Origin of the sequence: Streptobacillus canis (genome assembly GCF_009733925.1) — a bacterium.
In the GTDB taxonomy this organism is placed as follows: domain Bacteria; phylum Fusobacteriota; class Fusobacteriia; order Fusobacteriales; family Leptotrichiaceae; genus Streptobacillus; species Streptobacillus canis.
On record NZ_WOEI01000005.1, the window covers coordinates 41,053 to 59,852 of the forward strand.

At 26.9% G+C, this 18,800-nt stretch carries 16 protein-coding genes; 12 read left to right on the top strand and 4 right to left on the bottom strand.

Translation table 11 applies throughout. The features are described from left to right. The first annotated feature begins 13 nt into the window (after positions 1 to 13). From GM111_RS02580 to eno, 5 genes are all read left to right on the top strand, one after another. Positions 14 to 1,420 (top strand): PTS transporter subunit EIIC, encoded by a 1,407-nt coding sequence (locus tag GM111_RS02580; protein ID WP_156299326.1) that lies wholly within the window; start codon positions 14 to 16, stop codon positions 1,418 to 1,420. Between the two features lie 38 nt (positions 1,421 to 1,458). Next, positions 1,459 to 2,244, top strand: a complete 786-nt coding sequence (locus tag GM111_RS02585) for an alpha/beta hydrolase (RefSeq protein WP_156299327.1) — start codon at positions 1,459 to 1,461, stop codon at positions 2,242 to 2,244. 14 nt (positions 2,245 to 2,258) lie between these two features. Then, positions 2,259 to 4,040 (top strand): penicillin binding protein PBP4B, encoded by a 1,782-nt coding sequence (gene pbp4b, locus GM111_RS02590; RefSeq protein ID WP_156299328.1) that lies wholly within the window; start codon positions 2,259 to 2,261, stop codon positions 4,038 to 4,040. Continuing rightward, positions 4,037 to 5,053 (top strand): MupG family TIM beta-alpha barrel fold protein, encoded by a 1,017-nt coding sequence (locus GM111_RS02595; RefSeq protein WP_156299329.1) that lies wholly within the window; start codon positions 4,037 to 4,039, stop codon positions 5,051 to 5,053. Before pbp4b ends, GM111_RS02595 begins: the two co-directional genes overlap by 4 nt. Before the next feature lie 103 nt (positions 5,054 to 5,156). Beyond that, positions 5,157 to 6,455, top strand: a complete 1,299-nt coding sequence (eno, locus tag GM111_RS02600) for a phosphopyruvate hydratase (protein WP_156299330.1) — start codon at positions 5,157 to 5,159, stop codon at positions 6,453 to 6,455. A 27-nt stretch (positions 6,456 to 6,482) separates the two neighbouring features. Here eno and GM111_RS02605 read toward each other — a convergent pair whose 3' ends face one another. The 4 genes from GM111_RS02605 to sppA all read right to left on the bottom strand — a co-directional run bounded on the left by GM111_RS02605 (position 6,483) and on the right by sppA (position 11,969). Continuing rightward, positions 6,483 to 7,367: a DUF4300 family protein gene (locus tag GM111_RS02605; protein ID WP_156299331.1), complete on the bottom strand. Its 885-nt coding sequence runs from the start codon at positions 7,365 to 7,367 to the stop codon at positions 6,483 to 6,485. Further along, entirely contained in the window at positions 7,364 to 7,927 is a 564-nt protein-coding gene (locus tag GM111_RS02610) for a hypothetical protein (protein WP_156299332.1), read from the bottom strand. Before GM111_RS02610 ends, GM111_RS02605 begins: the two co-directional genes overlap by 4 nt. Continuing rightward, complete coding sequence (locus GM111_RS02615; protein ID WP_156299333.1) at positions 7,927 to 10,137, bottom strand: ATP-dependent helicase; 2,211 nt, start codon at positions 10,135 to 10,137, stop codon at positions 7,927 to 7,929. The genes GM111_RS02610 and GM111_RS02615 overlap by 1 nt, the downstream gene beginning before the upstream one ends. Positions 10,138 to 10,217: 80 nt before the next feature. Then, positions 10,218 to 11,969 carry a signal peptide peptidase SppA gene (gene sppA / locus GM111_RS02620; RefSeq protein WP_156299334.1) on the bottom strand — a complete coding sequence of 584 codons (1,752 nt, stop codon included), beginning with the start codon at positions 11,967 to 11,969 and terminating at the stop codon, positions 10,218 to 10,220. A 122-nt stretch (positions 11,970 to 12,091) separates the two neighbouring features. On the opposite strand from sppA, the gene pdxS reads away from it, so the two are divergent. The 7 genes from pdxS to GM111_RS02655 all read left to right on the top strand — a co-directional run bounded on the left by pdxS (position 12,092) and on the right by GM111_RS02655 (position 18,588). Further along, complete coding sequence (gene pdxS, locus GM111_RS02625) at positions 12,092 to 12,967, top strand: pyridoxal 5'-phosphate synthase lyase subunit PdxS (protein WP_156299335.1); 876 nt, start codon at positions 12,092 to 12,094, stop codon at positions 12,965 to 12,967. Positions 12,968 to 12,969: 2 nt separating this feature from the next. Continuing rightward, positions 12,970 to 13,548, top strand: coding sequence for a pyridoxal 5'-phosphate synthase glutaminase subunit PdxT (gene pdxT, locus GM111_RS02630; RefSeq protein WP_156299336.1), 579 nt, complete (start codon positions 12,970 to 12,972; stop codon positions 13,546 to 13,548). After that, a complete protein-coding gene (locus GM111_RS02635) occupies positions 13,535 to 13,984 on the top strand; it encodes a GNAT family N-acetyltransferase (protein ID WP_156299337.1) in 450 nt (149 codons plus the stop codon). Before pdxT ends, GM111_RS02635 begins: the two co-directional genes overlap by 14 nt. Positions 13,985 to 13,992: 8 nt before the next feature. Continuing rightward, positions 13,993 to 14,598, top strand: a complete 606-nt coding sequence (locus tag GM111_RS02640; protein WP_156299338.1) for a class I SAM-dependent methyltransferase — start codon at positions 13,993 to 13,995, stop codon at positions 14,596 to 14,598. Between the two features lies 1 nt (position 14,599). Beyond that, entirely contained in the window at positions 14,600 to 15,292 is a 693-nt protein-coding gene (gene yaaA / locus GM111_RS02645) for a peroxide stress protein YaaA (RefSeq protein ID WP_156299339.1), read from the top strand. A gap of 7 nt (positions 15,293 to 15,299) precedes the next feature. Next, positions 15,300 to 16,079: an inositol monophosphatase family protein gene (locus GM111_RS02650; protein ID WP_156299340.1), complete on the top strand. Its 780-nt coding sequence runs from the start codon at positions 15,300 to 15,302 to the stop codon at positions 16,077 to 16,079. 409 nt (positions 16,080 to 16,488) lie between these two features. Continuing rightward, positions 16,489 to 18,588 carry a hypothetical protein gene (locus GM111_RS02655; RefSeq protein WP_156299341.1) on the top strand — a complete coding sequence of 700 codons (2,100 nt, stop codon included), beginning with the start codon at positions 16,489 to 16,491 and terminating at the stop codon, positions 18,586 to 18,588. Positions 18,589 to 18,800 lie beyond the last annotated feature (212 nt).

Below are 18,800 nucleotides of genomic sequence, written 5' to 3' on the forward strand. Positions count from 1 at the left end.
TGGAGTGAAGTTTATGGATGCTAAAAAAGTTTCAAGAGAAATCTTTGAAGCCTTAGGTGGAAAAGAAAACATTCTAAGCAATGCGGTTTGCATGACAAGACTAAGAGTAGGAGTTAAAGAAGCAGTTGATGTTAATGCTATCAAAAAAATTGATGGTGTTTTAAGTGTTATAGAAGCCGATACTGTTCAAGTAGTTTTAGGACCAGGTGTTGTTAATACAGTTGGTGAAGAATTTATAAAATTAACTGGTATACCTTTAGGATTTGCTGATGTTAAAGAAGTTGCAAATGAAAACAAAAAAGTAAACAAAGCTAAACACAATGGACCAGTACAACAATTTTTACAAAAAATTGCTAACATTTTCGTTCCATTATTACCAGGAATTATCGCTGCAGGGTTAATTTTAGGATTAACTAACGTTATTAACGTTACAACTAAAGGAGCATTTGCTGGACAATGGTGGTTCGCTGCTATTAAAACAATAGGATTTGGAATGTTCAGTTACTTAGCAATTTATGTTGGTATGAATTCTGCTAAAGAATTTGGAGGAACAGCTATTTTAGGTGGAATTATTGGTGCTTTATTCGTAGGAAATGCAGCTCATCCATTACTTGCAAAAGTTAATGATGTGCCATTAAACTTACCAATAGTTGACAAACCATTCTCACCAGGTATAGGTGGATTACTTGCTTCATTATTTATGGGTATTATAGTTGCTAAATTAGAAAGAAGTATTAGAAAAGTTATGCCTACAATGCTTGATACATTCTTTACACCACTATTTACTTTATTAATAAGCGTTTTCGTAGCTATATTAGTAATTCAACCAGTAGGAACTTTCGTTACTAAAGCGATCTTCACAGTACTTGACGTAGTTTATAATAAATTTGGTATTGCAGGTGGATATATCTTATCAGCTGGATTCTTACCATTAGTTTCAGTAGGATTACACCAAGCATTAACACCTATTCACGTATTATTAAACAGCCCTGATGGACCAACTCAAGGTATCAACTACTTATTGCCTATCTTAATGATGGCAGGTGGAGGACAAGTTGGAGCAGGACTTGCAATTTACTTCAAAACTAAAAACAAAAAACTTAAAACTCTTACAAGAGACGCTTTACCAGTTGGAGTATTAGGAATTGGAGAACCATTAATGTATGCAGTTACATTACCTTTAGGAAGACCATTCATTACAGCTTGTTTAGGTGCTGGATTTGGAGGATTATTAGCTTCATTATTCAAAGTTGGTACAATAACTCAAGGTGTTTCTGGATTATTCGGATTATTAATAGTTAAACCAGGTACATGGCATTTATACTTAATCGCAATGATAGGAGCTTACATAGGAGGATTCGTTTTAACTTACTTCTTTGGAGTTGACGAAGAAAGAATAGAAGAAATTTACGGAGAATAATAAAATCAGTTACATACTTTTAAATTAGGAGTGATATTATGAAAAAATATCTTTTATTATTATTAGTATTCATTTCTACATTAGGATTCTCTTTTAAAAGAGAAGATATAAAAATATTTTCAAAAGAAATGAATAAAGAAGTACCAGTAACAGTAGTATTACCAGATTCATACAATAAAGATAAAAAATATTCAGTTATTTACACTTTACATGGATGGTCTGGATCAAATAAAAACTTTGTAGAAAAAACACCTATTGGTGAATTAGCAGATAAATATAGTGTTATATTTGTTTCACCAGATGGAAATTATGATAGTTGGTATGTTGATTCTGAAGTAGTTAAAGAATCGAAATATGCTTCATTTATAGCTAAAGATTTAGTTGAAGGTATAGATAGTATGTACTCAACAATTCCAGAATCAAAACATAGAGCAATTACAGGATTAAGTATGGGTGGATACGGAGCATTTTATATAGGATTAAATAACCAAAAAGTATTTGGAAATATAGGAAGTATGAGTGGAGGATTAATTCCTGAAGCTTACAAAGGTAACTGGGGAATTAGTAAATACATTAATGCTAATTGGGAAAACTATAATATAGATTCATTAGTACATAAATTATTATTCACTAAAACAAATATAATCTTTGATTGTGGAGTAGATGACTTCTTTATTGAAGTAAATAGAGCAGTACATAACAAATTATTAGCATTAAACATTAATCATGATTATGCTGAAAGACCAGGAATGCATAACTGGACATATTGGGGTAACTCAATTAAATATCAAACTATGTTCTTTGTTGAAAACTTTAATAAATAATAGGAAGTGAAAATATGAAAAAGATATTATTAGTTTTATTAGCATTAATATCAACAATTTTTTCTTATAGTTTTCAGTTAGTTAAAGAGTTTCCTACAACTAAAGGGTTTGATGATTCTATACTTACTAATCAAATGTTTGAATTTAAAGGATTCAAAAATCAAGGTTATTTAGTATTAGAATATAAAAATTTTAAAAATGCTGATATTTTTATTAACGGTAAAAAATTAGATTTAAAAAATATAAAAGGTGAAGGAACTGAAAAAGTTGATATATCTAAATATACTAGAAATGATAGCAACGTATTTCAAATTACTTCATTAGATGGAGAGGTTACAGTTAAAATACCTTATCCAGAAATAAAGATGAATATACAAAAAAATGAAAGAACAAAATTCTTAGATGAATTTTTAAATTCACAAATTAAAGCTGGTTTTCCTTCAGCGCAATTAACAGTAATTAAAGATGGTAATCTAGTTTATCAAAATAGTTTTGGATATGTTAATAATTTTAATCCTGATGGAACTGTTTTAGAAAATAAAGTTAAAGTAACTAATGATACTTTATATGACTTAGCTAGTAATACTAAGATGTATGCAACTAACTATGCAATTATGAAACTAGTTTCAGAAGGTAAAATGAAAGTAGAAGATTACGTAAGTAAATACTATACAGAATTTACAGGTGGAGGAAAAGAAGATGTGCAAGTAAGTGACTTACTTAAACATCAAGCAGGGTTCCCAGCTGATCCACAATATTTTAATGATGTATATGATAAAGATGATGGTATAGTTAATGGTAAAAATGATTTATTTGCAATAGGTAAAGATAATGTTGAAAAAGCAATTATGAAAACCCCTTTAATCTATAAACCAAAAACTAGTACTAAATATTCTGATGTAGATTATATGTTATTAGGATTATTAGTTGAAAAAGTTTCAGGTAAAGATTTAGATAAATATTTAGATGAAGAAATATATTCAAAATTAGATTTAACACATACATATTTTAATCCTTTAAAACATGGATTTAATAAAGATAATGTAGCAGCTACAGAATTAAATGGTAATACTAGAGATCTTTCTGTGACATTTAAAAATGCAAGAACTTATACTATACAGGGAGAAGTTCATGATGAAAAAGCATTCTATTCTATGGATGGGGTATCAGGACATGCTGGTTTATTCTCAAATTCGTATGAAATTGCTAAATTAGCTCAAATAATGATTAATCAAGGTGGATATGGAGAACATAAATTCTTTAATAGAACTACTTTAGATCATTTTGCTAAACCTAAAGATATTAATTCAAGTTATGGATTAGGATGGAGAAGACAAGGAGATTATATTTATAGATGGGCATTTTCTGGAGTTGCTTCTAAAGATACTATAGGTCATACTGGATGGACAGGAACACTAACAGTTATAGATCCTGTACAAAATTTAGTAATTGTATTATTAACAAATGCTAAAAATTCAGGAGTTATTGATCCAGCAGTAAATCCTAATAAGTTTTATGGAGATAGATATTATACTAAAAATTATGGTGTAATACCTGCGATAGTATATGATATGGTAACATCTAAAACAAATGCATCTGAAGATAAGATAAGACTTAATTCAATGTTAAAAGATTTAATTATGGGAAGATATGATTTAATGCAAAAAGATGTTAATTATGCAACTGATGCAGATTTCATGGAAGTAGCAGAATTAATTAAATTACTTGAAAAAAGAGAAGGTAAACTTAATAATCAATATAAAGAAATAAAGAGAGAAATGGAAATAAATAGATGAAATTAGGATTTTCAATTTACCTTAGTACAGATATAGAAAAAAATAAATCTGTTATTCTAAAAGCTAAAAAATATGGAGCAGAATTTGTATTTACCTCTTTAAACGTACAAGAAGAAGACGTGGACAAAGGAAAACAAATTCAAGAAATTATTAAATTATGTATAGAAAATGATGTTAAACTAATAGTTGATATCAATGAAAATAGCAAAAATATTTTAGAAACACATTCTAGTGTTTACTATAGAATAGATGATGGTTACTCACTTGATGAAATTATAGAGTTTAGCCAAAAAAATAAAGTAGTTCTAAATTCTAGTGTTCTAAAAGAAAAAGACTTAGAATATATGAAATCAAAAAATGTAGATTTTAGTAATATTTTAAGCTTACATAACTTTTATCCAAAAAGATTTACAGGGATTTCAATTGAATTTTTAAAAGAACAAAATATGAAATATTCTAAATATGGAATATTAAATATGGCTTTTATTCCAGGTGATGAAAAAAGAGGTCCTGTATTTGAGGGTCTACCAACAGTTGAAGATCATAGAGATAACAGAAAATTAATTTCTACACTAGAGCTATTAGATAATTATACAGATGTAGTTTTAGTAGGTGACATAGATTTAGATGAAGATAACTGGAAAGAATTAGAATATTTAACTAGAGGTATAATACCATTAAGAGTAGAAGATAAAGTATTAACTAATAGAATTTTTGAAGATAGAAGAGATTCTTCATGTTATGTAGTAAGAAATATGGTATATAACAGGGCAGAATTTGAAAAATATATTTTTGAAAATATTAATACAGAAGATTTAATTAATGGAGAAGAAATAAAAATTGGAGATGTATTAGTTAGTAATAAACTATATAAGAGATATTCTGGTGAATTAGAAATTGCACTTAAAGATTTAGGTGTGGATGAGAAAAGAGATAGATTAACTAGAATTGTTAAAGAAGATAGAGAGTTACTAAAATATATTGAAAAGTATAAAAAGTTTGTATTTATATAGATACAGGGAAATATGCCCACATTTGTGGGCATATTTACTTGTATTTTTTTTTTCTCTGTGATATAATTAACGATATAAAAAACAAAAAAACGGAGGTTTTAAAATGACAATAATTGAAAATGTTTATGCAAGAGAAATCCTTGATTCAAGAGGGAATCCTACAGTTGAAGTAGAAGTTTACTTAGAAGGTGGAGCAATGGGAAGAGCTTCTGTTCCTTCAGGAGCATCTACAGGAATTCACGAAGCTGTAGAATTAAGAGATGAGGATAAATCAAGATACTTAGGAAAAGGTGTTTTAAAAGCAGTAGAAAACGTAAACGATATAATAGCTGAAGCTATAATTGGTATGGATGCTTTAGACCAAGTTGCTATCGATAAATTAATGATAGATTTAGATGGAACACCAAATAAAGGTAAATTAGGAGCTAACGCTATATTAGGAGTTTCATTAGCAGTAGCTAAAGCAGCAGCAAATCAATTAGGGTTACCTTTATATAGATACTTAGGAGGAGTTAATGCTAAAGAATTACCTGTTCCTATGATGAACATCTTAAACGGTGGATCACACGCTGACTCAGCTGTTGACGTTCAAGAATTCATGGTACAACCAGTTGGAGCTAAAACTTACAAAGAAGCATTAAGAATGGGTGCTGAAATTTTCCACCACTTAGGAAAATTATTAAAAGCTAACGGAGATTCTACTAACGTAGGAAACGAAGGAGGATATGCACCATCTAAAATTAATGGAACTGAAGGAGCTTTAGATATCATTTCAGAAGCTGTTAAAGCTGCAGGATATGAATTAGGTAAAGATATTACTTTCGCTTTAGATGCTGCTTCATCAGAATTCTACAATGCTGAAACTGGAAAATATGTATTTAAAAGAGAAGGTGGAGTTGAAAGAACTTCAGAAGAAATGGTTGCTTGGTACGAAATGTTATGTGCTAAATATCCAATAGTTTCAATTGAAGATGGATTAGCTGAAGATGATTGGGATGGATTCAAATTAATGACTGAAAAATTAGGAAGCAAAATCCAAATAGTTGGAGACGATTTATTCGTTACTAACACTAAGAGATTAGAAGAAGGAATCAAAAAAGGAATTGCTAACTCAATCTTAATTAAATTAAACCAAATCGGTACATTAACTGAAACTTTAGATGCAATTGAAATGGCTAAAAAAGCAGGATATACTGCAGTAGTTTCACACAGATCAGGAGAAACTGAAGATGATACAATAGCAGACGTTGCAGTAGCAACTAACGCTGGACAAATCAAAACTGGATCAGCTTCAAGAACTGATAGAATTGCTAAATATAATCAATTATTAAGAATTGAAGATGATTTAGCTGGAGAAGCTTTATATAAAGGATTAGATTCATTATATACAATAAAAAGATAAGAATTTTACATAAAAAGAAGAAGAAATTTATTTTCCTTCTTCTTTTTCTTTTAATTTATACGTTTCAAGTAAATTATTATTTTCAAGTATTAATGGACTTGCTGTAGGTTGATTATATGATATATCATATTTATTCATTAAATAATCATTTAATTCAACTTTATTATTAAAAATAATTGCTTGATATGGTTCTTGAGGTGATAATTTTTCTATAAACATGTATTTATTATAATAATTTGCTAAAATACCAATATGACCTATAAATAAAGTATTTGGTTCATCTAATTCATTATGAAAGAAAATAGAAATTATTGATACATTCTTATTTTTAAATTTGATTTCTCTATTTTCCCATTCTCTTAAAATTTTGTTTAGATGTATACTATAATCTTTAGTAAGTACAGTCTCAATATCAGAATAAAAACTTTTAAAATTTTCAATATCAAATTCTAATTTTAAAGGTAAATTTTCTATAGTTTCAAAATCTGCAAATAGGTAATCTGATTTACCTTTAATGTTATCTCTATTTATTTCTATAATATCATTCATTAGAGTATATGTAGTTATTCTACAATTACATCCTGCAAAATTTGGATATTTTTCATCAAGCTTATTAATCATATACACTAAATCGTATTCTATTTTATTTAAATTATCTATACTTTTGAATTCATCAATAAGTCCTTTGTTATCAACGGCTTCATTAAATAATTTTACTTGCTCTAGAAAAGAATTAACATTTTCTGGTTTTATTCCATTTTTAATAAGAGTATCTTTAACAATTTTTTGAGATTTTTCTCCTGCTAAATTTGAGTACATTATCTTATTTGTTTCTTTTATTTCATTTTCATTAGTTTTATCACAAGAAAAAAAACTAATAAAGAATGAAAAAATAATTAATATTTTTTTCATATCTCTTCTCCTAAGTATATATTTACTAAATTATCACTTTGAAAGAAATCATATGGAAGTATAGGAAATTTATTTTTAACTAATTCAATTTTTTCTAAACCTATATTTTTACTTGCTTCAGCAAATATATTGTATGCAAAATTTGAGCAATAAGTATATAAATTATCTGGATCATTACCCACAATAACTGAATATTTTTTATTGTAATATTTTGGTAGTAATTTATCTAATTCATCTATTAATTCTTTTGTCATTTTAGTGTACCTAAGTACTGAAACTTTTCTATTAGTAATATGTGCAAATGAATATATAGGATTATCAGAATAAAAATCTTCAAAACCTTTTATTTCAATTAATTTTTTTTCTTTATTAACCATAAATAAATGTCCAAATTGTTGTACGAATTTTTTTCCTTTACTTAATATAACTATGTCAAATGGTTCAAGATTTTCTATATTTTTATTTAAATGTTTAAAACTATACCAATAATGGGTTTTTGTTTGATTTGAGAATAAATTTAATGAAATAAAGAGAAATAATATAAGTAATATTTTTTTCATTAATAATCAATCCTTTCTAAAAATTTTTCTGCAAATTTAATTGCTATTTTTTTTACACCTACTGAGAATTCAACAGATATTGATTTTGAAGTTATTTCTTTAATGACTCCTTTACCATATTCACTGTGTTTAACGATGTCTTTAAGTTTAAATATTGTATCAATTTTAGTAGGTATATTTATTTTTGGATTATTGATAAACTTAAATGGATTAAAGTTTTCAATACTTTTTTTATTTGGATTTACAATTTTGATAACTTCATCATTATTTATTTTTGGCTGTCTATTGTTTGGGTTAAATATTTCAGTTTTTAAATCTTTATCTATTTCTTCAATGAATCTAGAAGGTTTAACAAAGTAATTTGTCATAGCGCCCCAAGTTTTTCTTTCTAATGAATGAGAGATAAATAAGTCATGTTCTGCACGTGTTACGGCAACATAAAATATTCTTCTTTCTTCTTCAAGTTCTGTATCATTATATGTATTGTCTTCAGAAGGAAACAGGCCTTCTTCAACTCCTACTAAGAAAACAGTGTCGAATTCTAAACCTTTAGAAGCATGTATAGTCATTAATTTAACAAAATTTTCTTCTTCGATTAAATTATCAGATGGAGAATTTAAAGCAACATTCTCTAAATATTCTGGAAGAGATAAAAATCCTGTTTCTTCTTCTAAAGATATAATAGAGTTAATCAATTCTTGTATATTTTCAGACCTATCTTCTTTATTTTCATATGTTTCTAAAGCATTGTTATAGTCGATATCATCCATTATATTTCTTAAAATTTCTGAAGTTGTTAATTCTTCTTTTTCAATTATATATTTATCGATTAATTCTTTGAAAGATAAAAGTTTTTTCTTGGCATTGTTAGATATTTCGTTTTCAATTTGTAAAATTGAGTCAAAAAGTGAAATCTGATTTTTGTTTGCAATATGTGCTAAAACTTCTAATGTTTTAGGACCTATAGATCTTTTTGGAAAATTAATTATTCTTTCAAAACTTAAATCATCTTTTGTGTTATTGATTAATAGTAAATATGAAATTAAATCTTTGATTTCTTTTCTATCAAAGAATCTTAAACCACCAAATATTTTATATGGTATTTTATTTTGCATTAAACTTTCTTCAAGTGCTCTTGATTGAGCATTTGTTCTATAAAGTATAGTAAAGTCTCTAAAATTCTTTTCTTTTTTTATTTTTAGTTCTGTTATCTTATTTGTTACAAAGTTTGCTTCATCTGCTACATTTATTGCTGTAAATATTCCAACTTTTTCTCCTTTATCTTTATCTGACCATAGTCTTTTACCTTTAGAAGATTTATTGTTTTTTATTACAGAATTTGCTGCATTAAGTATTGTTTGTGTAGATCTGTAGTTTTGTTCAAGTTTTATTGTTGTAGCATTAGGATAGTCTTTTTCAAAATTTAAGATATTTTGTATATTAGCTCCTCTAAATGCATAAATACTTTGATCTTCATCACCAACTACACATATATTCTTATATTTTTTTGCAATTTTTTTAACAATTTGATACTGAATTTCATTAGTATCTTGATATTCATCTATAAGAATATAAATGTATCTATTTTGTATTTTATCTAATACATAGTCATCATCAAGTAATGCTTTTGCATTAACTAATAAATCTGAAAAGTCCATTGCATTACTTCTTTCAAGTTTTTCTTGGTATTCTTTGAATATTTCTTTAAATTCTCTGTTGAATGGTAAATTCATATCTAGTTCTTGTCCAAGATTAGTATAATTTAGGCCTAATTCTTTTAATCTACTAATTTTTGAAATAATTTGTGAATCCTTGTATTTCTTTTCATATCCTTGGCTTTTTAATATTTTTTTTATTATTGACTTCTGGTCATTACTATCATAAATATTAAAATTAGTTGTATATCCGATTCTTTCAGAATATGTTCTAAGTAGTCTAACTGCAAAAGAGTGGAATGTAGATATTAGTACTTCGTTGTGTGAATTGACTAAAGTTTCTACTCTTTCTTTCATTTCTTTTGCAGCTTTATTTGTGAATGTTAAAGCTAATATATTTTTTGGATTTATATTTTTTTCCTTTATCATGTGTGCTATTTTAAATGTTAATGTTCTTGTTTTACCGCTTCCAGCTCCTGCTAATATTAAAGTTTGTCCTTCAATTAACTCTGCTGCTTGTTTTTGCTGTGGATTTAAATTATCTAAAATGCTCAATTTATTCAACTCCCTTTAAAAATTATACGTAAATTATATCATATAAATTAAAATACTGTAACTATAAAGTTACAGTATTTTTAGAATTCAAGTGGTAATACATCAGAATAGTACATTGCTTTACCTTCTTGATTGATTATAAATTTAATTTTTTCTTCTAATTCATCTAGTAAGATAACTTTTTTATTTTTTAATTTAAATCTTATTAATAGGTTATTAAACGTTGAGAACATATCTTCATAATTTTTTTCAGAGTAGATGTTAATAACATTGTAATTTTCATTAAGTTTTAAATCTTTTTGTAATGCATTAATTGTATCATTTAAACTACCAAATTCATCAACAAGTTTTAAATCAATTGCTTCAGTTCCTAACCAAACTTTACCTTGAGCAATTTCTTCTAAACTTACAGGAGTTAGTTTTTTGTTGTTGCTTAATATATCTCCTTTGAATTCATTATATACATCTTCAAGTTTGTTTTGATAAACTTGTCTTTCTTCTTCCGTTAGATTTTTTTCTGGATTTAGTAATCCTACATATTTTCCTTTACTTACACCATCTATGTTTATCCCAAATTTATTAAGCACTTGGCCATATTTAGGGAACATTGAAACAACTCCAATTGATCCAGTTAATGAAGAAGGATTAATATATCTTTTATCTCCAGCACTAGCTATATAATATCCACCACTTGCTGCGATATCTCCTATAGAAATATATACAGGAACTTCTGATTCTCTTATTCTATTATATATTTGTTTTGCCTCAATTGCAGATCCTCCAGGAGAATTAACTCTTATTACTATACCTTTTAATCCTTTAATTTCTTCAGCTTTATCCATTTTTTGACTGAAATTATCATAAGAAATAAATGGCAAAGAAGGATTTGAATTAAATTCTGAGATCTCACCATCTAAGTATATTACTGCAATTTTATTATCGCTAGTGTCTATTTCTTTAATTTTTTTAATTGCATAATCTTGAATTGCAATAGTATTATCATCATTTAACTGAATTTTATCAGCTAGATTATCATAAAACATCATATGGTCAATTAATGATAAATCTCTAGCTTTTTCAGGACTTATATACACATATTCTCCGTTTAAAAGCTTTTCTTTAAATATTTCTGGTTTAATCTTTCTAGCATTAGCATTTTTTTCAATAAACATATCTAATCTTTTATCAAGTATTCTTGTTAAAGTATCTTTTTCTTCTTGACTAATACTGTTTCTAGTATAGTTTTGTCCAAAACTTTTGTGTGTACCAACATGAATAACTTCTATTTTAAATCCGTATTTATCAAAAATATCTTTATAATACATATCAGTATTGTAATATCCTGTTAAAAGAATATCAGCATTTTGTGTATCTGGTACAATTATTTCATTTGCAAATGTAGCAATTCCATAGTTTCTATTATTAATTTCTGTACCATATGCATATATTTTTTTATTTGCTTCTTTTATTTTATTTAGTACAGGCTCTAATTCTTCAAGTTGAGAAGGTGAGAAAGCAGTAGTATCTAAATTAATGAAAACATTTTGAACATCATCATCACTTGAAATGATGTTTAATGAAGTATATATATCAGAGAAAGAAATACCTTTACCATCAATATATTCGATGCTGTTTGTAAATTTATCATCACCTGGTAAGAATACATCTGAAATTAAAACATTTGTATGATCTCTTGTAATTTCCTCCTTAGCTAGTAGTGCACCAATTATTCCTGTAATTAATATAAAGAATAAGAAAAGATACACAAAAAATGAATAAATCTTTTTAATAGTATATATAAAAAGATTTTTTATAAATCTAAATATAAACATAATTCCTCCTTTTTCTTTTGTTTATCATATCATATATATAAGTTAAAAGCAATTTAAAGTTGTTAAAATACATTGTTTTATGATATAATTAAGACAAAAATATATTTAAGGGAGAATGAGAGATGGAAAATAACAGATATGAATTAAATAAGAATTTAGCACAAATGCTTAAAGGTGGAGTAATTATGGATGTTTCTACACCAGAACAAGCAATAATAGCAGAAAGAGCTGGAGCATGTGCTGTAATGGCTCTTGAGAGAATACCAGCAGATATCAGAGCAGTTGGTGGAGTAGCAAGAATGAGTGATCCAGCTATGATAAAAAGTATTCAAGAAGTGGTAAGTATACCAGTAATGGCAAAAGCAAGAATAGGACATTTTGTAGAAGCACAAATTTTAGAGGCTATAGAAATTGATTATATAGATGAATCAGAAGTATTAACACCAGCTGATGATGTATTACATATTAATAAAAGAGACTTTAATGTTCCATTTGTTTGTGGGGCAAAAGATTTAGGAGAAGCTTTAAGAAGAATAAATGAAGGAGCTTCTATGATAAGAACAAAAGGAGAACCAGGTACTGGAGATATAGTTCAAGCTGTTAGACATATGAGATCTATGCAAAATGAAATAAAAAGAATTGCATCACTTGATGAAAAAGAATTATTTAATGCAGCAAAAGAATTACAAGTTCCATATGATTTATTAAAATATGTACATGAAAATAAAAAATTACCAGTAGTAAACTTTGCAGCAGGTGGTGTAGCAACTCCAGCAGATGCAGCATTAATGATGCAACTTGGAGCTGAAGGAGTGTTTGTTGGTTCAGGTATATTTAAATCTGGAGATCCAGAAGCAAGAGCAAGAGCTATAGTTAAAGCAGTTACAAATTATAATGATCCTAAAGTTTTAGCAGAAGTATCTAGCAATTTAGGAGAAGCTATGGTAGGTATAAATGAATCTGAAATTAAAATATTAATGGCAGAAAGAGGAAAATAGGAATGTTAATAGGAATTTTAGCATTACAAGGTGCTTTTGCAGAGCATAAAAAAATGCTAGATAAATTAGGTATCGAAAGTTTTGAAATAAGACAAAAAAAAGATGTTTTAAAAGAGTTTGATGGACTAATTTTACCAGGTGGAGAAAGTCCTGTTATGGGGAAATTATTAAGAGAACTTGACTTATATGATGAATTAAAAAATAAAATAGAAAAAGGTATGCCAGTATTTGGAACATGTGCAGGAATGATATTACTTGCAAAAGAAATAGATAATGATGATAGAAGACATTTCGCTTTAATGGATATTACTGTAAAAAGGAATGCATATGGAAGACAATTAGGTTCATTTAAAGCTTTTGAAAATTTTGGGAGTATAGTTGAATATCCAATGGTATTTATTAGAGCACCACATGCAACAAATGTTGGTGGAAATGTTGAGATATTATCAATTGTAGATGAAAAAATTGTTGCAGCAAGACAAGGAAATATGCTAGTTACAGCTTTTCATCCTGAATTAACAGAAGATACTAGAATACATGAATATTTTATAGAAATGGTAAAAGAAAATGATAGAATTTAAATTATTAGACCCAATAAAGGATGAGCACATCCTTTATTCTATTGTAGAGCTAGAAGATATTATTTTTGAAGGAGCCTCAATAGGTAACTATAATATTAAACCTATGGCAAAGTATGGGAGAGTATATGCTTTATTAAATGGGAAAGAAATAGTTTCAATTATTGAGGTAATGTCTTCATTTGATAGAGAAATGGCATATATTTATGGATTATTTACTAATACTAAATATCAAAATCAAGGTATGGCCCATAGAATATTAGGATTAGTATTAGATGATTTAAAAAAAGAAGGAATAAAAAAAGTCCAATTAACAACAGGTACTCAAAATGTTAAAGCAAATAAACTATATTTAGATTACAATTTCTACGTAAAAGAATTACTAAAAGATGAGTATAAAGATGGAGAAGAGAGATATCTATATGAAGTTTTAATTTAAGGAGAATTATGAGTCATTATTATACAAATAATACAGATTTAAAAACTAATAGAAAAGATATGGAAATTACTTTTTCTAATAATAAATATTTATTTACAACGGATATTGGGGTATTTTCTAAAAATAAATTAGACTATGGAACTGAAGTAATGTTAGAAGATTTTATAAAAAACAATAAAAAACAAAAATTTAAATTATTAGATATAGGTTGTGGATATGGAACAGTAACAGTACTTTTATCTAAAATATATAGAGATAGCGAATATACATTAACTGATGTTAATGATAGGGCTTTAGAATTAGCAGAAGTAAATTGTAAAAATAATGAAGTTAAAAATTATGAAATATTTAAATCTAATTCTTTTGAAAATATAGATAAAAGTTTTGATATTATTATATCTAATCCTCCAATTAGAGCAGGTAAGGCAATCATTTTTGATATTTATGAAAATGCATATAAACATTTAAACTCTGATGGAGATTTTTATTGTGTAATTCAAACAAAACATGGAGCTAAAAGTACAGAGAAAAAATTACTAGAAGTTTTTGGAAATTGTAAAACTTTAGGAATACATTCCGGTTATAGAGTGTATTTATGTAAAAAGGAAAAATAAAATGAAAATATTAATACCTACTGCTAAGCAGATGAAAGAAAGAAATGAAAAAGAAAGAAAAGGTATAAATAATAAAACATTTAAAGTTTTAGAGTCTATACTTAAAGTAGATGATCTTTCTAAATTTTTTAAAATTAAAGGTGAACAAGCAAAAATAGAGAAAAAAAGATTTGAGGAAATTAGAAATAATATTGCTAAAGAATATAGTGCTATTGATTTATTTGATGGTTTAATGTATAGAAATATAAAAAGAGAAAATTTAAATGATTTAGAATGGAAATATTTAGATAACATTTACATTACTTCTTCTTTTTATGGAGTGATAAATTGTAAAGAAAATATTTCATTACATAGATTGGATTTCTTAAACAATTTGGATGTTGATGGGATTAGCTTAAAAAAATATTGGCAAGAAAATTTTGATAAAAGTATTGAAAATGAAAAAATTGTAATTTCTTTATTATCAAGTGAATTTGAAGAAGTATTTAGTAAAGAGTTAAGAGAAAAAATGATAAAAATTATTTTTAAAGATGATGGAAAGATACATTCAACAATATCAAAAAAAGCAAGAGGTAAATTTTTGACTACAATGATAGAAAAAAATGTTATGAAAATTGAAGATATAAAAAAATTGGAGTTTGATGGATATAAATTAACAGAAGAAAAAGATAATATATTAATATTTGAAAGATGAGGTATGTATGTTAACTAATGAATTAATAACTAAAGTTGTTGAAGTTATTATACAAGCAGGTCAATTTATAGAAGAATGTAAAATTACTAATGTATATTCAAAAGGAGATTTAGTTAATGTAGTTACTGATGTTGATATTAAAAGTCAAGAATTATTGATTAAAGGCTTAAAACCTTTAATTGAAAATGCAATTTTTTTTGCAGAGGAAAAAGATAATGAAATATTAACAGATGAATATACATGGGTAATAGATCCTATTGATGGAACAACAAATTTTATATATGATTTTAAACATTCTGCAATTTCAGTTGCTTTATTAAAAGATAAAGTAGTAATTTTAGGTATTTGTTATAATCCGTATTTAGAAGAGATATTTTATGCAATAAAAGAAAATGGAGCTTTTTTAAATGGAGAAAAGATAGAGGTTAGGGAAACGGATTTACAAAATAGTTTAATTATGTGTGGAACAAGTCCATATAAAAAGGAATTGGCTGATGAAACATTTGCTGTTATGAAAGAACTTTATTTAAAAGGGAAAGATGTAAGAAGAAGTGGTTCAGCAGTTAATGATTTATGTTATTTAGCTGCAGGAAGGGTAGAAGGTTTTTATGAAGGTGAATTAGCATTTTGGGATTTTGCAGCAGCGAAACTAATAGTGGAAGAAGCTGGAGGAGTTTTAGAAATTCTAAATGGAAATTGGGGAGATAAGAAATCTGTTAAAGTTATAGCTGGAAATAAGAAAAACATAGATTTAATAAGAGAAATTGTAGAAAAAAATTGTAAATAATATTTAATAAAAACGAATTTTATTTAATTAAAATAAAATTGTAAAAAAAAGTCTTGCATTTAAATGAAAATTAGAGTATAATATTTTTGACTAACATAGCGTTAGTCAACCTCAATTAACCCCCCCTTTAAGAGTTGCCCGGCAGGGTAACTCTTTTTCTATAGATAAATTTATGATTATTGAAATTAAAGATAGAGATTAATTACTATATAGAAAAACAAATATTAAAATAGCGTTATTTTTAAAAAGTTAGAAAAATTAGTGATAAAAAAATATTTAAATATTAGTAAACATTTGTTTAAAACTCCCTTTTATAAAGGGATTTTTTTTTAATATAAATATTGACAAAAAAAAAGAAGTAAGGTATAATATTTTTGAAAATATATAATTAAAAATAGGAGGATAAGAAATGAAAAAAATCTTATTAGGAGTTATTGCATTAACTTCTGCTGCATCTTTTGGTGCTAAATATGAACATTTACATGGATACTTAGAATTAGATGGTAAAGCATCTGTTGAAAAACCAGTATCTTATGAAGATGTAAGTGGTGAAGTAAAAGTTAAAGACTTAGGTGATCAAAAAGATGTAACTTATGAAATTGGAACTAAAGCTGATTTAGGTGTGTTCATGCACGAAAATAAAGAAGTATTTGCATTTATAGGTACTGACTTAAGTGGTAAAAAAGTAGGTAATGCTGATTTAACATTTAATGAAAAAACACCTTACCACTTTGGATTAAGATGGGATTCTGAAATAATTGATACATTCAACATTCAGTTAACTGCAGCTCATAGAAGAGGTGGAGAAGGAATCGCATGGGAAACAAAAAATAAATTAAACGATGAAACTGAAAAAGTGCACAAAGTAAATGGTGTTAAATATGCTATTGAAAAACACTTAACAGCTAAAGGTAAAAAATTAGATGGAACTGATCAAGGATACAAATTAAGACAAACTGATACATTCTTATTATCAGCTGTATTAAATGGTAAAATCTATAACAACTTTGAATTAACAGTAGCTGGATTATATAACTCAGCTGATTTTAAAGATGGAACACATGAATTAGAAACTTATGTTAAAACTAACGGAAAAATCAGAGAAAACGTTAAAGTCTCTAATGCTGTAATAAGACATGTATTAAACAGTGAAAACTATGCAATGGCAGGAGCTTTAAACGGTGGAGTTAAAGTAGAAACTGAGGCAAGTGATGTTGTTACATTATCAAATGAAGGTAAATTTGAATTAAAAAATATCTTAAAAAATGGTAATGGTGGACATGATGCAACTGTTGAATCATTAAACAGTGGTAAGTATACAGGAATCAAAAATGTAGAATTAAGAGGAGATGTTAACTATAAATTAGAAATTAAGACTACATCAGCTTTAACTACATTAAAACATGAACCAGAAGCTAAATTAGGTGTAACTTACAAACCAGTTGCTGGATTAACATTAAGTTCAGATAACTCAAATAAAGTAACTTACAAACACGAATTTACTCCTGCTGCCGAAAAAGCATTTACAAACGACTTTATAACAACTAACAAAGTTGCATATGCAGTTGCTAAAGGTGTAATGGTAGATGGATTAGCTGAATATAAATTAAATACTAATTTAAGTTCAACAGCTCAAGATCCTAAACATGCACACAGTGTTTTAGCTGGAGCTGGAGTTTCAGTTAATAAAGAATTTGTAGGAGCTAAAGTTGAATCTACATTAAATGGGAGATACTTATTTGATGCTAAATCAGCTGATGCAGCAAATAATTTCACACACCAAGGATTTGTATGGACAGAAAACAAAGTTGCATATGCATTCAATGATAACAACAAATTAGAAGGAAAAGTTAACTTATATAACTATACTAAATTAAAAACTATTACAAAGAACTCTAAACATGAATTAAATGGTAATGTTGCTGATGTATTTTTAGCTAACTTAGGTGCTAAATATACTAACGTTACTGGTAAATTTACTAATGTAGTAGATGTTGATGCTAAATACGCTTTAGAAACAGAATTAGTAAAAGATGCTGTAGTTAAACAAGGTTTAGGAGTAGACTTCAATGGAAGCACTACATTCAAAGCTAATGAAAATGTTGATGTAACATTTGGTGTTGAAAATACTTATACTTTAAATGAATTCAATGGAGATATTTATGGAGTATATGTAGATTACATTAAAGATGCATCAAACTATAAAGCAGATGTTAACGCATATGCAGCAGATAAATATAATGCTTCAAAACAAGATTCAATTAAAAAAGCTAAAGATACAATTAAAGACATGACTGCAGGAGCAATTGATTTAACAACTGTTAAACATGACTTATCAGTTAATCCTAAATTATCAGCTAAATTTACTTATGTTGATGGTAAATTAACTGTTAACCCTTGGGTAGGTGCAGGATTTGACTTCGCTAATAAAGGAGCAACTCCTCAAGAAAAATTCGCTTTAAGAAAAATTACTGGAAAAGGTGGAGTTAAAGTTAACTACGTATGGTAATTAATTTAAACTAATATATAAAGGGGCTGTTCCGAAATAGCTCAAAAAATAATGGAGAATTCTAGAATTTTTTAGAATTCTCCAATTTTTTTTGAAATAATACATTTTCTTATTAAAATTCATATTTTTATACAACACTAAATTGAGGGTTATACCTTCATATCAAAAAAGTTAAATTTGGGATTACGCAATAACTTCTTTAAGTTTATATA